Origin of the sequence: Amycolatopsis cihanbeyliensis, assembly GCF_006715045.1 — a bacterium.
GTDB classification, from domain to species: domain Bacteria; phylum Actinomycetota; class Actinomycetes; order Mycobacteriales; family Pseudonocardiaceae; genus Amycolatopsis; species Amycolatopsis cihanbeyliensis.
Genome location: NZ_VFML01000001.1, coordinates 6,138,801 through 6,153,956, shown reverse-complemented (window position 1 = coordinate 6,153,956; position 15,156 = coordinate 6,138,801). Strand labels below are relative to the sequence as shown.

At 68.6% G+C, this 15,156-nt stretch carries 10 protein-coding genes and 1 CRISPR repeat array; of the genes, 5 read left to right on the top strand and 5 right to left on the bottom strand.

The genetic code is table 11. The features are described from left to right. Nucleotides 1-4: 4 nt before the first annotated feature. From FB471_RS28135 to FB471_RS28115, 5 genes are all read right to left on the bottom strand, one after another. Nucleotides 5-2,326 (bottom strand): FtsX-like permease family protein, encoded by a 2,322-nt coding sequence (locus FB471_RS28135; RefSeq protein ID WP_342779480.1) that lies wholly within the window; start codon nt 2,324-2,326, stop codon nt 5-7. Further along, nucleotides 2,323-3,033: an ABC transporter ATP-binding protein gene (locus tag FB471_RS28130; RefSeq protein ID WP_142001315.1), complete on the bottom strand. Its 711-nt coding sequence runs from the start codon at nt 3,031-3,033 to the stop codon at nt 2,323-2,325. The genes FB471_RS28135 and FB471_RS28130 overlap by 4 nt, the downstream gene beginning before the upstream one ends. After that, complete coding sequence (locus FB471_RS28125; RefSeq protein WP_142001314.1) at nt 3,030-3,554, bottom strand: PadR family transcriptional regulator; 525 nt, start codon at nt 3,552-3,554, stop codon at nt 3,030-3,032. Before FB471_RS28125 ends, FB471_RS28130 begins: the two co-directional genes overlap by 4 nt. Before the next feature lie 108 nt (nt 3,555-3,662). Beyond that, nucleotides 3,663-5,219 (bottom strand): alkaline phosphatase D family protein, encoded by a 1,557-nt coding sequence (locus tag FB471_RS28120; protein WP_142001313.1) that lies wholly within the window; start codon nt 5,217-5,219, stop codon nt 3,663-3,665. 19 nt (nt 5,220-5,238) lie between these two features. Beyond that, nucleotides 5,239-5,898 (bottom strand): SH3 domain-containing protein, encoded by a 660-nt coding sequence (locus tag FB471_RS28115; RefSeq protein ID WP_142001312.1) that lies wholly within the window; start codon nt 5,896-5,898, stop codon nt 5,239-5,241. A 99-nt stretch (nt 5,899-5,997) separates the two neighbouring features. After that, nucleotides 5,998-6,637: direct repeats of the CRISPR family, unit length 28 nt; unit sequence GGACCATCCCCGCGCGTGCGGGGAGCAC. Nucleotides 6,638-6,931: 294 nt separating this feature from the next. Here FB471_RS28115 and FB471_RS28110 point away from each other — a divergent pair. The 5 genes from FB471_RS28110 to casB all read left to right on the top strand — a co-directional run bounded on the left by FB471_RS28110 (nt 6,932) and on the right by casB (nt 15,156). Continuing rightward, nucleotides 6,932-8,149 (top strand): helix-turn-helix domain-containing protein, encoded by a 1,218-nt coding sequence (locus FB471_RS28110; RefSeq protein WP_246076632.1) that lies wholly within the window; start codon nt 6,932-6,934, stop codon nt 8,147-8,149. Nucleotides 8,150-8,230: 81 nt separating this feature from the next. Continuing rightward, on the top strand, nt 8,231-8,500 hold the full coding sequence (locus FB471_RS28105; protein ID WP_142001311.1) for a hypothetical protein: 270 nt from the start codon (nt 8,231-8,233) through the stop codon (nt 8,498-8,500). Between the two features lie 1,553 nt (nt 8,501-10,053). Then, entirely contained in the window at nt 10,054-12,867 is a 2,814-nt protein-coding gene (cas3, locus tag FB471_RS28100) for a CRISPR-associated helicase Cas3' (protein ID WP_142001310.1), read from the top strand. Next, entirely contained in the window at nt 12,854-14,515 is a 1,662-nt protein-coding gene (gene casA, locus FB471_RS28095; protein ID WP_142001309.1) for a type I-E CRISPR-associated protein Cse1/CasA, read from the top strand. The genes cas3 and casA overlap by 14 nt, the downstream gene beginning before the upstream one ends. Before the next feature lie 20 nt (nt 14,516-14,535). After that, complete coding sequence (gene casB / locus FB471_RS28090; RefSeq protein ID WP_142001308.1) at nt 14,536-15,156, top strand: type I-E CRISPR-associated protein Cse2/CasB; 621 nt, start codon at nt 14,536-14,538, stop codon at nt 15,154-15,156.

Here is a 15,156-nt window from a genome sequence, read left to right as displayed (position 1 = left end):
ACGGCTACTCCGCGCGGAGCGCATCCAGCCTGGTGACCTGGCGTAGCAAGGGCAGGGTGAGCGCGGTAACCAGCAAGACCGCCAGCACGGCCGCCGCGGACAGGCCGAGCACCGCCGTCGCGTCGATCGCGATGGGCGCATCCGCCAGCCGCAGGCTGGGCAGGGTCAGGCCGATGCCCGCGGCGACCGCGAGAACGATGCCCACTCCCACCGGGATCGCCGTCTGCCACAGCGAAGCCTTGGCGAGCACCGACAGTGGCACACCCGCCGCGGACAAGGCCGCCAGGGCGCGCCGCCGTTCGGTGATCTGCTCGACCGCGAGCATGAGCAGGCTCAGCGCGGCCACCACGAGCACGAACAGCGAGGCGGACAGCAGGGCCGCGCGGAAGGTCGCGAGGAACTCGTTCTCGGCCTGCCCGCGATTGGCGGGATCGGCGTAGATGACGTCGGTGCGCAGGCTCAGCGGGCGCAACGCCAGCGCCACCCGGTCGGCCAGCCCGGCCGTGGTTCCCTCGCCGCTGACATAGAGATTCACCCTGCGGCCGTCGGGCAACGGGGTGTCCCCGAGCGCCGCCGGTGTGGCCAGCACGGTGCCACCGAGGTACTTTTCGGCGTTCTGCGGCGCGATCTCCCGGATCGGACCGGGAATCGACCATTCGGTGTCGGAGTCCGGCCCGCGCTGCCCGAGGAACGCCACGTCCCGCGGGGGCGGGCCCGGGCGGTAGTCGTACTGCTCGGGGTACGGCACGTAGAAGACATCGCCGTCCGAGCACGGGCCGAGCGTGGCCCTGGCCGCCAGTGCCACGCAGTCGCCGATCTCCACGGCCGCCGCGTAGCCCTGACCCTGCGACCCGGCCAGCGACGCCTGCCGGGTCAGCCTGCTTCCGGTCACCCCTTCGACCTCGGCCAGCCGCGTGCGCACCTCCCGCAGGTCGTCCTGCTCGACCAGTACCCGGATCGGGGCCGGGTTCTGCGCCAGCGGGCGCGATGGGATCTCCTCCGCGCTGCTCATCGAGGCCAGCAGCCCTTGAATGAGGATGGTCCCGGCCAGCACGACCACGAGTCCGGACACCACCCGGCTCGGGGTACCGCTGTCCAGTTGCAACCGCCGGATCGCGAACTGCCAGGACGGCGAGCCACCGCGCAGCGCCCCCACCAGCTTCTCCACCGCCCACGGCAGCACGGAGACGATCCCGGCCAGCAGCAGCACGGTCCCCGCGACCAGCACGACGGTGGCCAGGGAGTCTCGGGTGTGCAACGGGATGAACAGCGTGCTGCCGAGTACCACGGCGCCGATGGCGGTGAGCAGCCAGCGCCACCACATCCGGCGCCGCGCCGTCTTCCCGTGGCGGACCACACCCAGCGGCTCGACGATGGTGCGGCGCAGGCCGAACAGGGCGGCGCCGACCGCGAGCGCGGGGACCAGCAACAGCACCAGCCCGCCGAGCACCGGGTTGGGGACGAAGTCCCCGGCGAAGAACCGCATCCCGAACAGCTCCAGCGTGCCGATCAGCGGGCGCAACGCGAGGAACAGCCCGATCCCGGCCACCAGCCCGAGCATCGCCCCCAGCAGGGACTCGGCCGCCGCGACCCGGCGGACCTGCCGGGCGTCCAGCCCGAGCAGCCGCAGGCCGGCCAGCCGCCGGTCGCGTTGCGCCGCCCCCATCCGGGAGGCCGTGGTCACGAAGATCAGCAACGGCATCAGCAGGACCGCCGCCGCGGGCGCGGCCAGCAGCAGCGTGGTCGCGCTGATCTCCCCGGCGTCGCTCGGCACGCCGAACCCGTACACCTCCTCCGGCGTCGCGGTACCGATCTGTTCCCCGAACTGGGCAGGGTCGAGCCCGAGGTACACGGTGAGATCACCGGGATCGACCAGCCCCGGCTTGCCGATCTCGCCGACGACCGTGCCGGGCAGCCTGGCCCGGATCGAGTCGCCCTCCGCGGTGGCCAGCCGGTCCGCCACCGCGGGTGACACCACCAGCTCGCCGGGGCCGGGAAGGCGCTCCAGCCCGGGTGGGACCGGCGAGGCGGGACCGGTCGGCGCCACCGCCAGCAACTCGAGATAGTCCTCGCCCACCTGCTTGCCCGTGCTGTGCCACCGCAACGGATCCACACCCGGCCGCGTATCGGTGACCTCCTGCGTCGCTGCCACGCGGTCCCGGCGTTCCCCGGTCAGGTGGCCGATGGAGGTGGCCAGCAACAGCAGGGCCACCGCCAGCGCGATGCCGACCGCGGTCATCGACAGCCGCAACAGGGCCGCGCCGGAGATCCGGCCGCCCCCGACGGCCAGCCGGAGCCCCAGCGCGAAGTCCTTCAGCATGCTCATCCCACCAGTTCCCGGTCGCTGACCGAGCCGTCGCGCACCACGATCTCCCGGTCGGAGTAGGCCGCGACCCGTGGCTCGTGGGTGACCAGCACGACCGCGGCGCCGGTCTGCCGGGCGGCGCCGGTGAGCAGGTGCATCACCTTCTCCCCGTTCAGGGAATCCAGCGCGCCGGTCGGTTCGTCGGCGAACACCACCCGCGGCCCGGTCACCAGTGCCCTGGCGACCGCCACCCGCTGGCCCTGCCCGCCGGAGACATCGCCCGGCCGCTTGGCGGCGACCTCCTCCACCTCGAGCCGGGTGAGCCAGTGCCGGGCCTCGGTCTCCGCCCGCTTGCGCCGCATCCCGGAAAGCCGCAGCGGAAGGGCGACGTTCTCCAGACAGGTGAGCTCCGGAACGAGCTGGCCGAACTGGAAGACGAAGCCGAACTCGCCGCGCCGCAGGGCACTGCGCTCCCGGTCCGACAGCGCGGCAAGGTCGCGGCCCTGGTAGCGGATCTCGCCGGAGTCCGGCGGCACGATCCCGGCCAGGCAGTGCAGCAGGGTCGACTTGCCGGATCCGGAGGGGCCCATCACCGCGAGCATTTCGCCCGCGCCCACCGAGGCGGTGGCGTCGCGCAGCGCGACGGTCTGGCCGAATGCCTTGGCCACACTGCTGGCCACCAGCACCGGTTCGGTGTTCTCGGTGTATCCCGCGTTCCCCGTACTCATGGCCGCACCGCCTTCGCCAGTTCGTCCAGCCGCGCCGTGGTGAGCTCCAGCCAGCGCAAGTCCGCCTCGAGATGGAACAACGCGTGATCGCAGATGAGCCGGTCGGCGAGGTCGCCGTCATTCTTGCGCCGGGTCAGGGTGCGCATCAGCTTCAGGTGCTCGGCCCGCTGCGCGTCCAGCACGGCGGCGGCGCTGCGGCCGGACAGCAGCGCGAGCACCACCTTGGTGTAGAGCGTGTTCTGCAGGTACGGCTCCGGGCTCTCCGGGACGGCAAGCCACTGCTCGATATCGGTGACCCCGACGTCGGTGATGGTGTAACGCTTACGCTCCGGCCCATCGCCGTGCTCGACGCCGGATACCTCGATCATCCCGTTGCGCAGCAGCCGGGACAGGGTGGAGTACACCTGCCCGTAGGCGAGCGGTTTGCCGTGGCCGAACTGCACGTCATAGGCGCGCTTCAGGTCGTATCCGTGCCGGGGCCCCGGTTCCAGCAGGCCCAGCAGGACGTGTGCGACGGACACCTCGTCCTCCCCTTCCCGCGAAGCACTACACCTCGCATGTATACGTAGAGAGTATACCTACGAAGAATAGTCCGCCACGCGAGGTCGCCGGGGAGGTCGAGACGCTGGTCAGACCTTACGCAGCCCGCGCTCGCCCGCCCCCACCTCGAAACTGGCATCGGTGCCGATGGTGACCTTCGCCGGATCCCGCTCCAGCGCGTTGGAAACCACCCGGAAGTCCGCGCGCATCTGCTCGGGGGTGGCGGTGACCCGCACGTAACCCCGCTCGCCCTTGTAGTACCGGATGTGCGGGTTGTTCGAGTACCAGGTGTCGCTGGGCGGGGTGACCCCCGCGCTGCTGGTGCTCGCCGAGGTGCTGACCAGTTCGGAGCCGACGATCGGATCGCTGTGGTCGAAGTAGTCCAGGCGCAGGTCCGCGGCCCAGTGCCGGTGCACGTCCCCGGTGAGCACGATCGGGTTGGGCACGCTCCGGTCGATCCAGCCCTGGGTGATCCGTTCCCGCGAGCCGAGGTAGCCGTCCCATGCGTCGGAGGAACGGTCGCAGGTCGCGCTGCGGCCGTCGGTGTCCCGCTGCGCGAAGAACACCTGCTGGCCGAGGAAGTCCCAGGTGGCTGGGTGGGACTCGAAGGCGTTCAGCAGCCACTGCTCCTGCGCGCTTCCGGTGAGCGTGCGGCTGCGGTCGCGCATGTCCGAGCAGTCGTGCCTGCCGGCCTGCTTGCTGCGGTACTGCCGGGTGTCGAGCATGTGGAAACGGGCCAGGTTGCCCCACAGGAACTGCCGGTACAGCTGGATGCTGGCGCCGTTCGGCTTGGCGCTGGAACGGATCGGGGTGTTCTCGTAGAACGCCTGGAAGGCTGCGGCCTTGCGCGCGTTGCTGGCCCGGTCGGTGGTCGCGTTCCAGTTGTTCACCACCTCGTGGTCGTCGAACACCACGAGCCAGGGCGCGGCGGCGTGCGCGGCCTGTAGGTCGTAGTCCGTCTTGTGCTGGGCGTGCCGGGCGCGGTAGAGCGCCAGCGTGGTCGTCTCCTCGGGCACCGCGAGCCCGCGCACCTTCAGTTCCGGTCCGCGCCCGGAGGGCTTCTCGTAGATGTAGTCGCCGAGAAAGAGCACCAGGTCCGGGTTGTCCTCCGCGATCCCGCGATGGGCGTGGTACCAGCCTTCCTCCCAGTGCTGGCAGGAGGTGAAGCAGTACTTGAGCTGGTTGACCGTGGCGCCCGCGGCGGGCGCGGTGCGGGTGCGGCCCGCGGGCGAGATGTGGCCGCCGGCCCGGAACCGGTAGAAGTACTCCCGGCCCGCGTCCAGCCCGCGCGGCTCGACGTGCACGCTGTGGCCCTGCGCGCGGGCGGCGGCGACGGTGCCTCGCTGGACCACCGAGCCGAAGTTCTCGTCGGTGGCGATCTCCCAGTCCACGTCGTAACTGGCGTCGGGCATCCCGCCGAACCCGTCCGGGTTGAGCGGCGCCTGCGCGAGCCGGGTCCACAGCACCACGCTGTCCGGGAGCGGATCGCCCGAGGCGACCCCGAGCTGGAACGGGTCCCGGATCGGCGGGGCGGCGGCCGTCGTCCTGCCGCCCGCCCAGGACGGGACGCCGGACGGTAGCGCGATCGCCCCGGCCGCGCTCGCCAGCCCGCCCAGCAGCACCAGCCTGCGGTTCACTGCGTTCATCGCTCGACTCCTCCCTGTGTCAGGCCGCGTAATCGGTGATGCCGTTGCTGCAGGACTCGAAGCCCGTGCCCGCGGAGTAGTCCCGGACGCAGACCTTGTAGTAGACCCAGTCATCGGGCTGGAGGTCGATCGCCTGCTCGGTGCTGGAACCGCTGCCGCCCGAGTGCCGCACGACGAGCGGGCCGACCCCGCCTGCCAGCCAGTACTGGACCACCGCCGACTTCCCGTCCGGCGAGCGGTCCCAGACGACGAAGGTCGCGTCCTCGGAGCGGAACAGCCCCTCTCCCGCGCAACCACCGGTCGAGCACTGCGCGCTACCGGTGCCCACCCCGCAGCTCGGCGCGACCTGCCCGTCCGAGCCGGTGTACATGTAGGCGTCCGAGACGTAGCCGTCCAGCGAGGGCACGTAGTCCCAGAGCGTCGTGGTACCCAGCTCGCCACTGACCCGGGTACCGTGCGTCTGGCAGTCGATGGTCACCTGGGTACCGTTGTTCACCGTGCCCACGATCGTGGCGCTGGTAGTGGGTGCGCGGCGGACATTCAGCGGGTCGCCCGCGGTGCGCACCGTGCCGTCGACGGCCGCTCCCGCCGGAACGGCCCCCGCCAGCACCAGGCCCGCGACGGCGGCGAACACGGTCACCGTTCTGCCGGCGATGCGCCGGAACTGTGAACACGCCATGCCCGGCAGGATCAACCCCCCGCGTACAAGACGCGTACAAACCCCGCTTGCCCAGCGACGTTGATGCCGTGGCCACTGGTGCGCAGTGCGACCGACCTGGGACCATCCCCGCGCATGCGGGGAGCACGGGCTGACCGGATCCTCGATCACATCCACGCTGGGACCATCCCCGCGCGTGCGGGGAGCACCGCGACGTAGTCCAGAGCTATCCAGTTCAGGAGGGACCATCCCCGCGCGTGCGGGGAGCACTGCACCAGAGCCCACACGATGTCGGCGCGGTGCGGACCATCCCCGCGCGTGCGGGGAGCACCGCGACGTAGTCCAGAGCTATCCAGTTCAGGAGGGACCATCCCCGCGCGTGCGGGGAGCACTGCACCAGAGCCCACACGATGTCGGCGCGGTGCGGACCATCCCCGCGCGTGCGGGGAGCACGTCGTCTCCCGTGGGGGTCGAGTGGGTCACTGGGGACCATCCCCGCGCGTGCGGGGAGCACCGATGTCCGCCGGCTGGAATCTGGAGGTGTTCCAGGGACCATCCCCGCGCGTGCGGGGAGCACCTCGTACCACGCAGTTAGGTTAGGTCCACCCACGGACCATCCCCGCGCGTGCGGGGAGCACGTGGCCAACCTCGCCGACCACCCCAACGGGGCAGGACCATCCCCGCGCGTGCGGGGAGCACAACGGTGTGTGCCCGCAGCAGGCGGTCGCCGCGGGACCATCCCCGCGCGTGCGGGGAGCACACTAATTGACCTGGGCTGATCTGAACAGAAACACTGTTTCTACTTCACTCTTGCGGCGCAAGTCTAGCGCCTCGCCGCCCGCGACCCGACTGGTGAGCGAGAAGCACTTCTCATTCCGTATCGGCAGAAGCCGATCACGCGGCAGGATCACGGTGTTGCCGCGGAGCTGCTCACAAGGTGGGTACTCGGCCATGCCCACCCGGTCAGGTAGGGGCTACCCTGGTGATGCACCTCGTCGCGAAGGGAAGTCCTGGTCCGCTGCCAAGGGCACGCGAGGGGAGGCACTCCGCAAAGATGGGCAGGTCCGTCATGGGTGACCATGTTGACCTCGGTGAACGTATTCGGCAGCTGCGCGGCAGGCTGATGTCGCAGCGGGAACTCGCCGACCGAGCGCAGGTGAGCGTCGACCTCATCCGCAAGCTCGAGCAAGGACGGCGGCATACTGCCTCGATCGGAAGTCTCCAGCGCATCGCCGAGGCTCTGGACGTGACGATCGCCGAGTTGGTCGGCAAGCGTACGACGCTGCGCCCGTCCGCGACCGATGGTGGCGTGGTCGACATCCGCCGCGCTCTCACCCCTGTTGACGATCTCCTCGACAGTGACGTGATCGACGGTGAGCCGCTCTCGCTAAGCGAGGCCGAGCGCACCGTGGACTATCTATGGGGTGCCTATTGGGCAGGCCGCTACGAACTTCTCGGGTCGCTGCTTCCGAACGCGCTGACCCAACTGCGGGCTACTCACCACGCCGCGCCGACGGACCAGCGACCGAGCACAGCACATGTGCTCGCGCGTGCGTACCAAGCGGCTGGCGACACGCTGGTACACCTCGGTCACCAGGACGCTGCCTTTCTCGCCGTCCGGGAAGCTCTGCGCGCCGCCCGTGAGACCGACGATGTGCTGCTTTACGCGGCCATGCGGGTATCGGTGGCATGGCAACTGCTGGTTCAAGGCCGCTACACCGAATCCGAACAGGTGGCCGTGATCGCAGCGCGCGACATCGAGCCCTCGGGGGCCGTATCCGAGTCACAGCTGTCCGGGTACGGGATTCTGACGGCCACAGCAGCCACGGCAGCGGCACGTGCTCGAAAGTCGCATAACACGAGCGAGTTACTGGCTGTCGCTGGCGACATGGCTGGTCGAATCCGCTACGAGCGCACCGATCATCAGACCACGTTCGGACCTGCCAAGGTGGCGATGATGACCGTCGATTGCGCAGTGGTTCAGGACGAGTTCGCCGAAGCGCTTGGCGCGGCCAGGGGCTTGCCCCGAGATGCGACATTGCCGCTGGCCTCGCGTGCTCGCCACCTGGCCGACGTGGCGTTGGCGCAGTTGCGCCTCGGCCACAGTGATCGTGCCTTGAACACGGTGCTGACGATGGAGCAGATGGCGCCGGACTGGATCCGGTACCAGTCATTACCCCGGCAGGTGGTGACCGAACTCGTCGAGCACGAGCGCCGGGTGAGCGCGCCGCTGCGTGACCTGGCGATGCGGCTCGGCGCAACGGAACGGTAGGACAAGGCGTCCCACCACTGATCGTGTAGTGGGACAAGACGTCTCACCTGGTCACCGTCGAACGCGCTTAGCGTTCGTTGTGTGACGGACGGCGACTGGCTTCCTGGTGGGTGGCTCCCCTGGCGGGGCGAGCTGCACTACATCACCGGTTACTCCCGTGGGCGGGAGAACGGTGGGTTCCGGGCGATCATCGCGTGCCTCAATCAGCGGATCGTGTATGCGGACCTGCTGGCCGAGGACCCGCCGAAGTGCGCGGAGTGCGTGGTCCACCACGAGCGGCGGCAGGCCGAGCTGGCCACGAAGCCACCGGTGCATGGTGGCTGGGGCGGATGGCAAGGGGCCGCCCGATGACACGCCACCACCCACCGCCGCCGCGGTTCGCGCGGCTGCGGGTACCGGAAGCGGAGGCGCGGCAGTGGCCACGGCTCACGCGGGAGGCACGCAGGTGCTGGTACTGCCAGACCACCTACCCGACCTCCGGCCACGCCACCCAGTGCGAACAGATACACGAGAGCGAAACCGAGGCCCGACGCGCCCGCCGGCCGGCCCGGACCGCGCAGTGTTAGGACGCGGAGAGCGATGGGCGGTACTCGTGCTGGCCAACACCGCCGTGGCGCTGTCGCTGTTCATGGTCGTGACGCTGGCATCCGGATGGTGGAAGACCTGCTGAATCCTCTGGTCTGCTGCCGGTCCCCGCTTCCCGTCGGTACCGGCAGCACGGGCTCCGGCGCGTCCTCCTTCACTCCCGCACCGGAGCCCACCCCAACCCCCAGTGGGGGCCGTTCCGGTGCTGGCCCACAGGAACGGCAAGCCCCGGGCGCCCTCCCTTCCTTGCCAGGGCTGAGCCGCTCGGGGCTCCCATCCACGAACACCGCGCGTTCCGACAATTGGGAACGCGCTTTACCTCGTAGACGAACGTGCTGGCCACCTGGCGATCTCGTCCAGCCCAGGGGCTGTCAGCGAACGCGCTGGACATCGGGTGGATGACGCTAGCGACTACGGCCACGAGGGCCACGAGCTTTGTTCCGATCCTCAGGACTCACTCTCTCTGCTGACCGGTGTGGCGCGGTGCCGACCATCCCGCGCACGCGGAGAATTTTACTTGATATCATGCCCTATTGGCGCCGCCATGTCTAAATTTGTACACACTAAACAAGTTTCGTGCAGCCTTCTCCTCTCTTGAGCTAACTCCTCCAGGCAGCGCAGCCACAACCAACCGTATAGATCACAAGCCTGATTCGATCATGAATAAACACACTAGGCATGATCGAATACTCAAGTGCTTCCTTGCATCACAAGAAGCCACTTGCCGCATCTTCGGCCTGCTGCTAGATTAAGCAGCAGGCTCAACCACTAACAAAGCATTTCCTCAACTTAGTTGTGGATGGTCCCTGTTTTCTTGCGTGACACAAGAAAACAGTATACCCGTCATCCCCGCCCTCGCGGGGTAACGTTACGCCGACCAAGAATAAAATCGTTTCACATGCATTCGATCTTACTGGAGGCAAGGAGATGCGGTGACTCAGACATCACGACTTGGTCGCCATGCCGCCAAGTCCAACTTCAATGACGACGATCAGCCAATCTGGCTAGTCGAAACCCGAACGATCGTTATTTGCGAGATAGCACTCGTACCAGGTTTTGGAGTCGGTGTCACCATGGGGATATTTAGCTGGCGAGCGCTATATGACATTGATACCAGCCTGGCTGCCTGCGCAGGTATCCTAGCAGCAATATGCACCGGAGCACACGTTACGATCCGTACTTTAGCGATTCTCCACAGACTAGTCAAATGAGCGTAAATCCGCACGGCGCGCCCTTGGTCCGTTCGGGTGAAACCGGACGCGCCGTGTAGCGCTGCGCGCAGTCCGACAGATGGAGACGGGCATGAGGTTGAACACAGGGTGACGGCAAGCCAGGGACTCGCTGTCAGTTCATGGCTTTCGGCGTGGGCGAAGTCGTACTACGACAGACAAACCGGTGCTCCGACGCATTGGCTTCCATTGTCTCAGCACCTGGCCGATAGTGCCAGGGTGGCCGGGCACTTGGTTGGTCATTGGCTGCCGCCGCGTGTCACCGAAAGGCTCGGACGTAATCTGCCTGGCGGCGCCGAGGATGTGCCCGTGCTGGCCGGTTGGCTTGCCGGGGTGCACGATATCGGCAAGCTCAGTCCGGCCTTCGCCGTCCAGGTCCCCAAGCTGGCCGACCGGATGCGTAAACACAGCCTGGTCGCCGACCCTCGACTCAGCCTCGATCCCCTGCGCGGCAAGGTATCCCATTCCCTCGTCGGGCACGTCGCCGTCCGCGACTGGCTGCACCGTGAGCTGGACTTCGACCGGCGCGGTAGTGCCGCGCAACTCGCTTCCGTAGTCGGTAGCCACCATGGGATCGCACCCGAGCATGCACAACTGCGACTGGTGGCCGAGAATCCACATCTGGCGGGGACCGGTACCTGGGCCCAGGCGCGGGTCAGCGCCTTACGCCATTCGACCGAGCACAGTGGAGGGTTGGCGAGTTTCACGCGGTTCCGCGACATTTCGCTGGACAAGCCGACCTTGGTATTGCTCAGCGCGATCGTGATCATGGCGGATTGGATCGCCTCCAACTCGGAGCTTTTCCCGCTCGATCCGATCGCCACGGCGGACCGCGAACCAGCCCAGCCGGACGACACCCGTACCGGCCAGCGGCTACAGCGCGCGTGGAACGACCTCGACCTCCCGCCGCGCTGGACCCCGCAGGAACTGGACCCCGATCTGGATGCGGCCTTCCGGTCGCGTTTCCCGCACATCACGACCATACGGCCGGTACAGACGGCAGCGGTCCAGGCCGCACGGGCACTCCGGGAACCGGGCATCATCGTCATCGAGGCGCCGATGGGCAACGGCAAGACCGAGGCCGCACTGGTCGCGGCCGAAGAACTCGCCCGGTCCTCCGGCGCGCACGGTTGCTTCCTCGCTCTGCCTACCCAGGCCACCACCGACGCGATGTTCACCAGGGCCCAGCGGTGGCTGCGCGCGCTCCCGCGCGCCACCGGCCACCAGCGACTCGACGTGACGCTGGCTCACGGTAAGGCCACGTTGAACGACGAGTTCACCGGACTGGTGCGCGAGGGCCGGTTCCAGGTGGGCGACGAGGCCGACTCGATCACGGTGCACCAGTGGCTGCGCGGCAGCAAGAAAGGCCCGCTCGCGTCCTTCGTGGTCGGCACCATCGACCAGTTGCTCGTCGCCGGGCTCAAGAGCCGCCACGTCATGCTGCGGCACCTCGCCCTCGCCGGGAAGGTCGTGGTGATCGACGAAGTGCACGCCTACGACGTGTACATGTCCCAGTATCTGCACCGGGTGCTGCACTGGCTCGGGAACTACGGTGTGCCGGTCGTGCTGCTGTCGGCGACCCTTCCGGCGCGACGTCGCGCCGAACTCCTCGACTCCTACGCCACGGGACGGGGAGGGCCGAAGATCGCCTCCACCGGGGAAGATCCCGGCTATCCCGTGATCCTCTCGTCTGGAGAGACCTGCCCCCGGGTGATCGGCGAACAGCCGGAGCCGCAACACGTCACCCTCGACCGGCTCACCGACGACCTGGACGCCCTCGTCACCTACCTGCGGCGACGGCTCACCGAGGGTGGCTGCGCCGCGGTGGTGCGCAACACCGTCACCAGGGTGCAGGAGACCGCCGACCGCCTCGCCGCGGAGTTCGGAGCCGACAACATCACGGTGAACCATTCCCGGTTCCTCGCCTGCGACCGGGCCGCCATCGACACCGGCCTGGTACGCCGGTTCGGGCCGCCGGGACCGGACAACGACCGCTCCGGACCGCATATCGTCGTGGCCTCGCAGGTGCTGGAGCAGTCCCTGGACGTGGACTTCGACATGCTGGTGACCGACCTCGCTCCGATGGACCTGCTCCTGCAACGTATCGGCCGCCTGCACCGGCATGATCGTGCTCGACCGGCACCGGTGCGCACACCCCGGTGCGCGGTAGCAGGGACCGAGGACTGGAGTGCCGCACCGGTGCGCGCTGTGGCGGGCTCGCGCCGGGTCTACGGGGAGCACACCCTGCTGCGAGCCGCCGCGCTCCTCGCCGACCGCTCGACCGTCAGCCTGCCCACCGATATCGCGCCCCTGGTTCAGGAAGCCTACGGCGACGGCGCCCTGGGACCCGAGGGCTGGCAGACGGCCATGACCTCCGCGGCCCGTGCCGCCGAGGAGGCGGCCCGCGAACGACGGGAGCGGGCGACGCATTTCCTGCTGGACGAGACCTCGGCCGGGGACAGCCTGGTGGGCTGGCTCCAGGCCGGTGTCGGCGACGCGGACGGCGAGCGCGGCGCCGCGCAGGTACGGGATGGCGCAGAATCGCTCGAAGTGCTGGTGGTCCAGCGCGACCGGGACGGCGGCCTGCTCACGCCGGGCTGGATTCCGCGCGGCGGCGGGCAGCAGATCCCGCTCGACCAGCCCGTGCCCGCCGAACTGGCCCGGGTGATCGCCGCGTGCACACTCCGGCTGCCGCTGGCGCTCTCCCACGAGGGCGTGATCGACTCGGTGATCCGGGCCCTCGAGAAGTCCGGTTTCGTGACCAGCTTCGACCAGACTCCACTGCTCGCCGGGCAACTGGTGCTGGTGCTGGACGAGCGGCGGCAGGCGATCGTGCCCGCCGGGGATGCCACCTTCCTGCTGACCTATGACATCCGCCGGGGACTGCTCCATGAACGCCGATGACCGACACACCTTCAGCCTGATCGACCAGCCCTGGCTACCAGCGCGCACGACGGAAGGGACGGCCGTCGAGCTGTCGCTGGTGGAGGTGTTCGAGCGCGCACATCGGCTGGCCAACCTGTCCAGCGACCTGCCGACGCAGTACTTCGCCCTGATCCGCACCTTGCTGGCCGTGCTGCACGGCGCGCTCGAAGGTCCCCGGAACCTCAAGGACTGGGAACAACTCTGGGGTGCGGAGCATCTGCCACACGAGGTCGTCGCAGCCTATCTGGAGCGGCATCGAGAACGGTTCGACCTGCTCCACCCGTACACCCCCTTCTTCCAGGTCGCCGACCTGAGCACGACGAAGGGCGAAACCTCGGAGCTGAGCAAACTGATCGCCGATGTCCCCAATGGACGGCCGTTCTTCACCAATCGACTCGACCGCCGGATGTCGCTGAGTTTCGCCGAGGCCGCGCGGTGGCTCGTGCACTGCCAGGCCTTCGACCCCTCCGGAATCAAGTCCGGAGCGATCGGCGACGACAGGGTGAAGAAGGGTAAGGGTTACCCCATCGGCACCGGCTGGTCGGGTCGATTGGGCGGCCTCCTTCCCGAGGGGCGGAGCTTGCGTGAGACCCTGCTGCTCAACCTCATCCCACGGGACTTCGCCCTCACCAAGCGGGCGCACGAAAGTGACCTGCCGGTCTGGGAGCACGAGCAGCTCGGCGCCACGGTCCGGCCCGATCCGGTGGTGCGCGGCCCGATTGACCTCTACACCTGGCAGAGCCGCCGAATCCGACTGGTTCCGGAGAACGGGAAAGTGACCCGGGTCCTGATCTGCAACGGTGATCCGGTCGAACCGCAGAACAGGCACCGGGACGAGCCGCACACCCGCTGGCGACGTAGTGCGGCGCAGGAGAAGAAGAGCTCCGAATCCGTGGTGTACATGCCGCGGGAACACGATCCGGAACGCGCCATCTGGCGTGGCCTGGAATCCATCCTGCCCGGTACCGCCGGAACCCAGCGCAAGGAAGCGGCCGCCGGGCTCACCGCGGGCATCCTGGAATGGCTCAGCCTGCTCAGCGACGACATTCTGGACGGCGACTTCCCGGTGCAGATCCGGGCGATCGGCATGGCCTACGGAAACCAGAACTCGGTCACGGACGAGATCATGGACGACGCGCTCTCGCTGCGTTCCGCGCTGCTGCGGCAGGACGCGACTCAGCTCACCGGGATGGCCGTGGGGTGCGTGCAGGCCGCCGACGATGCCGCTCGGGCACTCGGCTCGCTCGCCCTGAACCTCGCGCAGGCGGCGGGAAAGGCACCGCCCAAGCCCGGAGCGCCGGATCCGGCGAGCCTTGCCGACCGCACCAGGGCCGTCGAACTGGCCTACGCCGAGCTGGATGCCCCGTTCCGTGGCTGGCTTTCCGGCCTCGGCCCGGACAGCGACCCCGTCGAGGAACAGGTCGCGTGGCACCGGACCGCCTGTGGGGTGGTCCGTGCCCTGGCCAGAGACCTACAGCAACGCGCACCGGCGACGGCCTGGACCGGGCGCCGGGTGAACGGTTACCTGGTGACGGCGGCGCATGCCGCGCTGTGGTTCGACCGCAAACTGCGCGAGGCGTTGCCGCAGGCATTCCCCGACCGGGCCGGCCAAGGCGCATCCGCATGACCCCGATACCTGGAGCACCGATGTCCGAACCTGTGACCCGCACAGACGCGCTGCCGACCGCCGACCAGGTTGCCGAGTTCGCCGCCGGGCGTATCCGCAAGCTGCAACACGGGGTGATCGGAAACCGTTCCGAGAGCGTCGCGACACTCGCCCGGTTACGCCGGGCGGCGGGTAAGGAACCGGGAAGTGTCCCCGACGTGCTGGAGTACACACTGGGGCCCGAGCTCACCTGGCCCGGCGCACCGAACTCACCCACCCATGCCGAGACGGCCGCCCATCTCGCCTTGACCCTCTACGCGATACATCAGCAGGCACTGACCGAACGGATGCACCGGGACGGTGGTCAGTTCGGGCTCGGACGGGCAGCGCGCAGGCTGATCCCCGGCGACCTTGGCGAAAGACCGCATCCGGTGCTGCGCCGGTTCCAGGCACTCGGTACCTCCGCCGACATCGGCGAACTCGCCCACCATGCCCGTGGGCTGGTTCAGCAGTTGCGCGGCCAACGCATTCCACTGGACTACGGGCGGCTCGCGCGCCAGCTCATGCGATGGCAGCAACCCGGAGGACCCGAACAGGTGCGGCTGGTCTGGGGTCGCGAGTTCTTCGCGCACCAGAAACCGGAGCAAGAGCAGGAAGGCTGA

Excerpts from the sequence above, each read along its gene's own strand:
- casB (WP_142001308.1), top strand. The coding sequence starts at position 14,536 with ATGTCCGAACCTGTGACCCGCACAGACGCGCTGCCGACCGCCGACCAG.
- FB471_RS28120 (WP_142001313.1), bottom strand. The coding sequence starts at position 5,219 with ATGAACGCAGTGAACCGCAGGCTGGTGCTGCTGGGCGGGCTGGCGAGC.
- FB471_RS28130 (WP_142001315.1), bottom strand. The coding sequence starts at position 3,033 with ATGAGTACGGGGAACGCGGGATACACCGAGAACACCGAACCGGTGCTG.
- FB471_RS28115 (WP_142001312.1), bottom strand. The coding sequence starts at position 5,898 with ATGGCGTGTTCACAGTTCCGGCGCATCGCCGGCAGAACGGTGACCGTG.
- FB471_RS28135 (WP_342779480.1), bottom strand. The coding sequence starts at position 2,326 with ATGAGCATGCTGAAGGACTTCGCGCTGGGGCTCCGGCTGGCCGTCGGG.
- casA (WP_142001309.1), top strand. The coding sequence starts at position 12,854 with ATGAACGCCGATGACCGACACACCTTCAGCCTGATCGACCAGCCCTGG.
- FB471_RS28110 (WP_246076632.1), top strand. The coding sequence starts at position 6,932 with ATGGGCAGGTCCGTCATGGGTGACCATGTTGACCTCGGTGAACGTATT.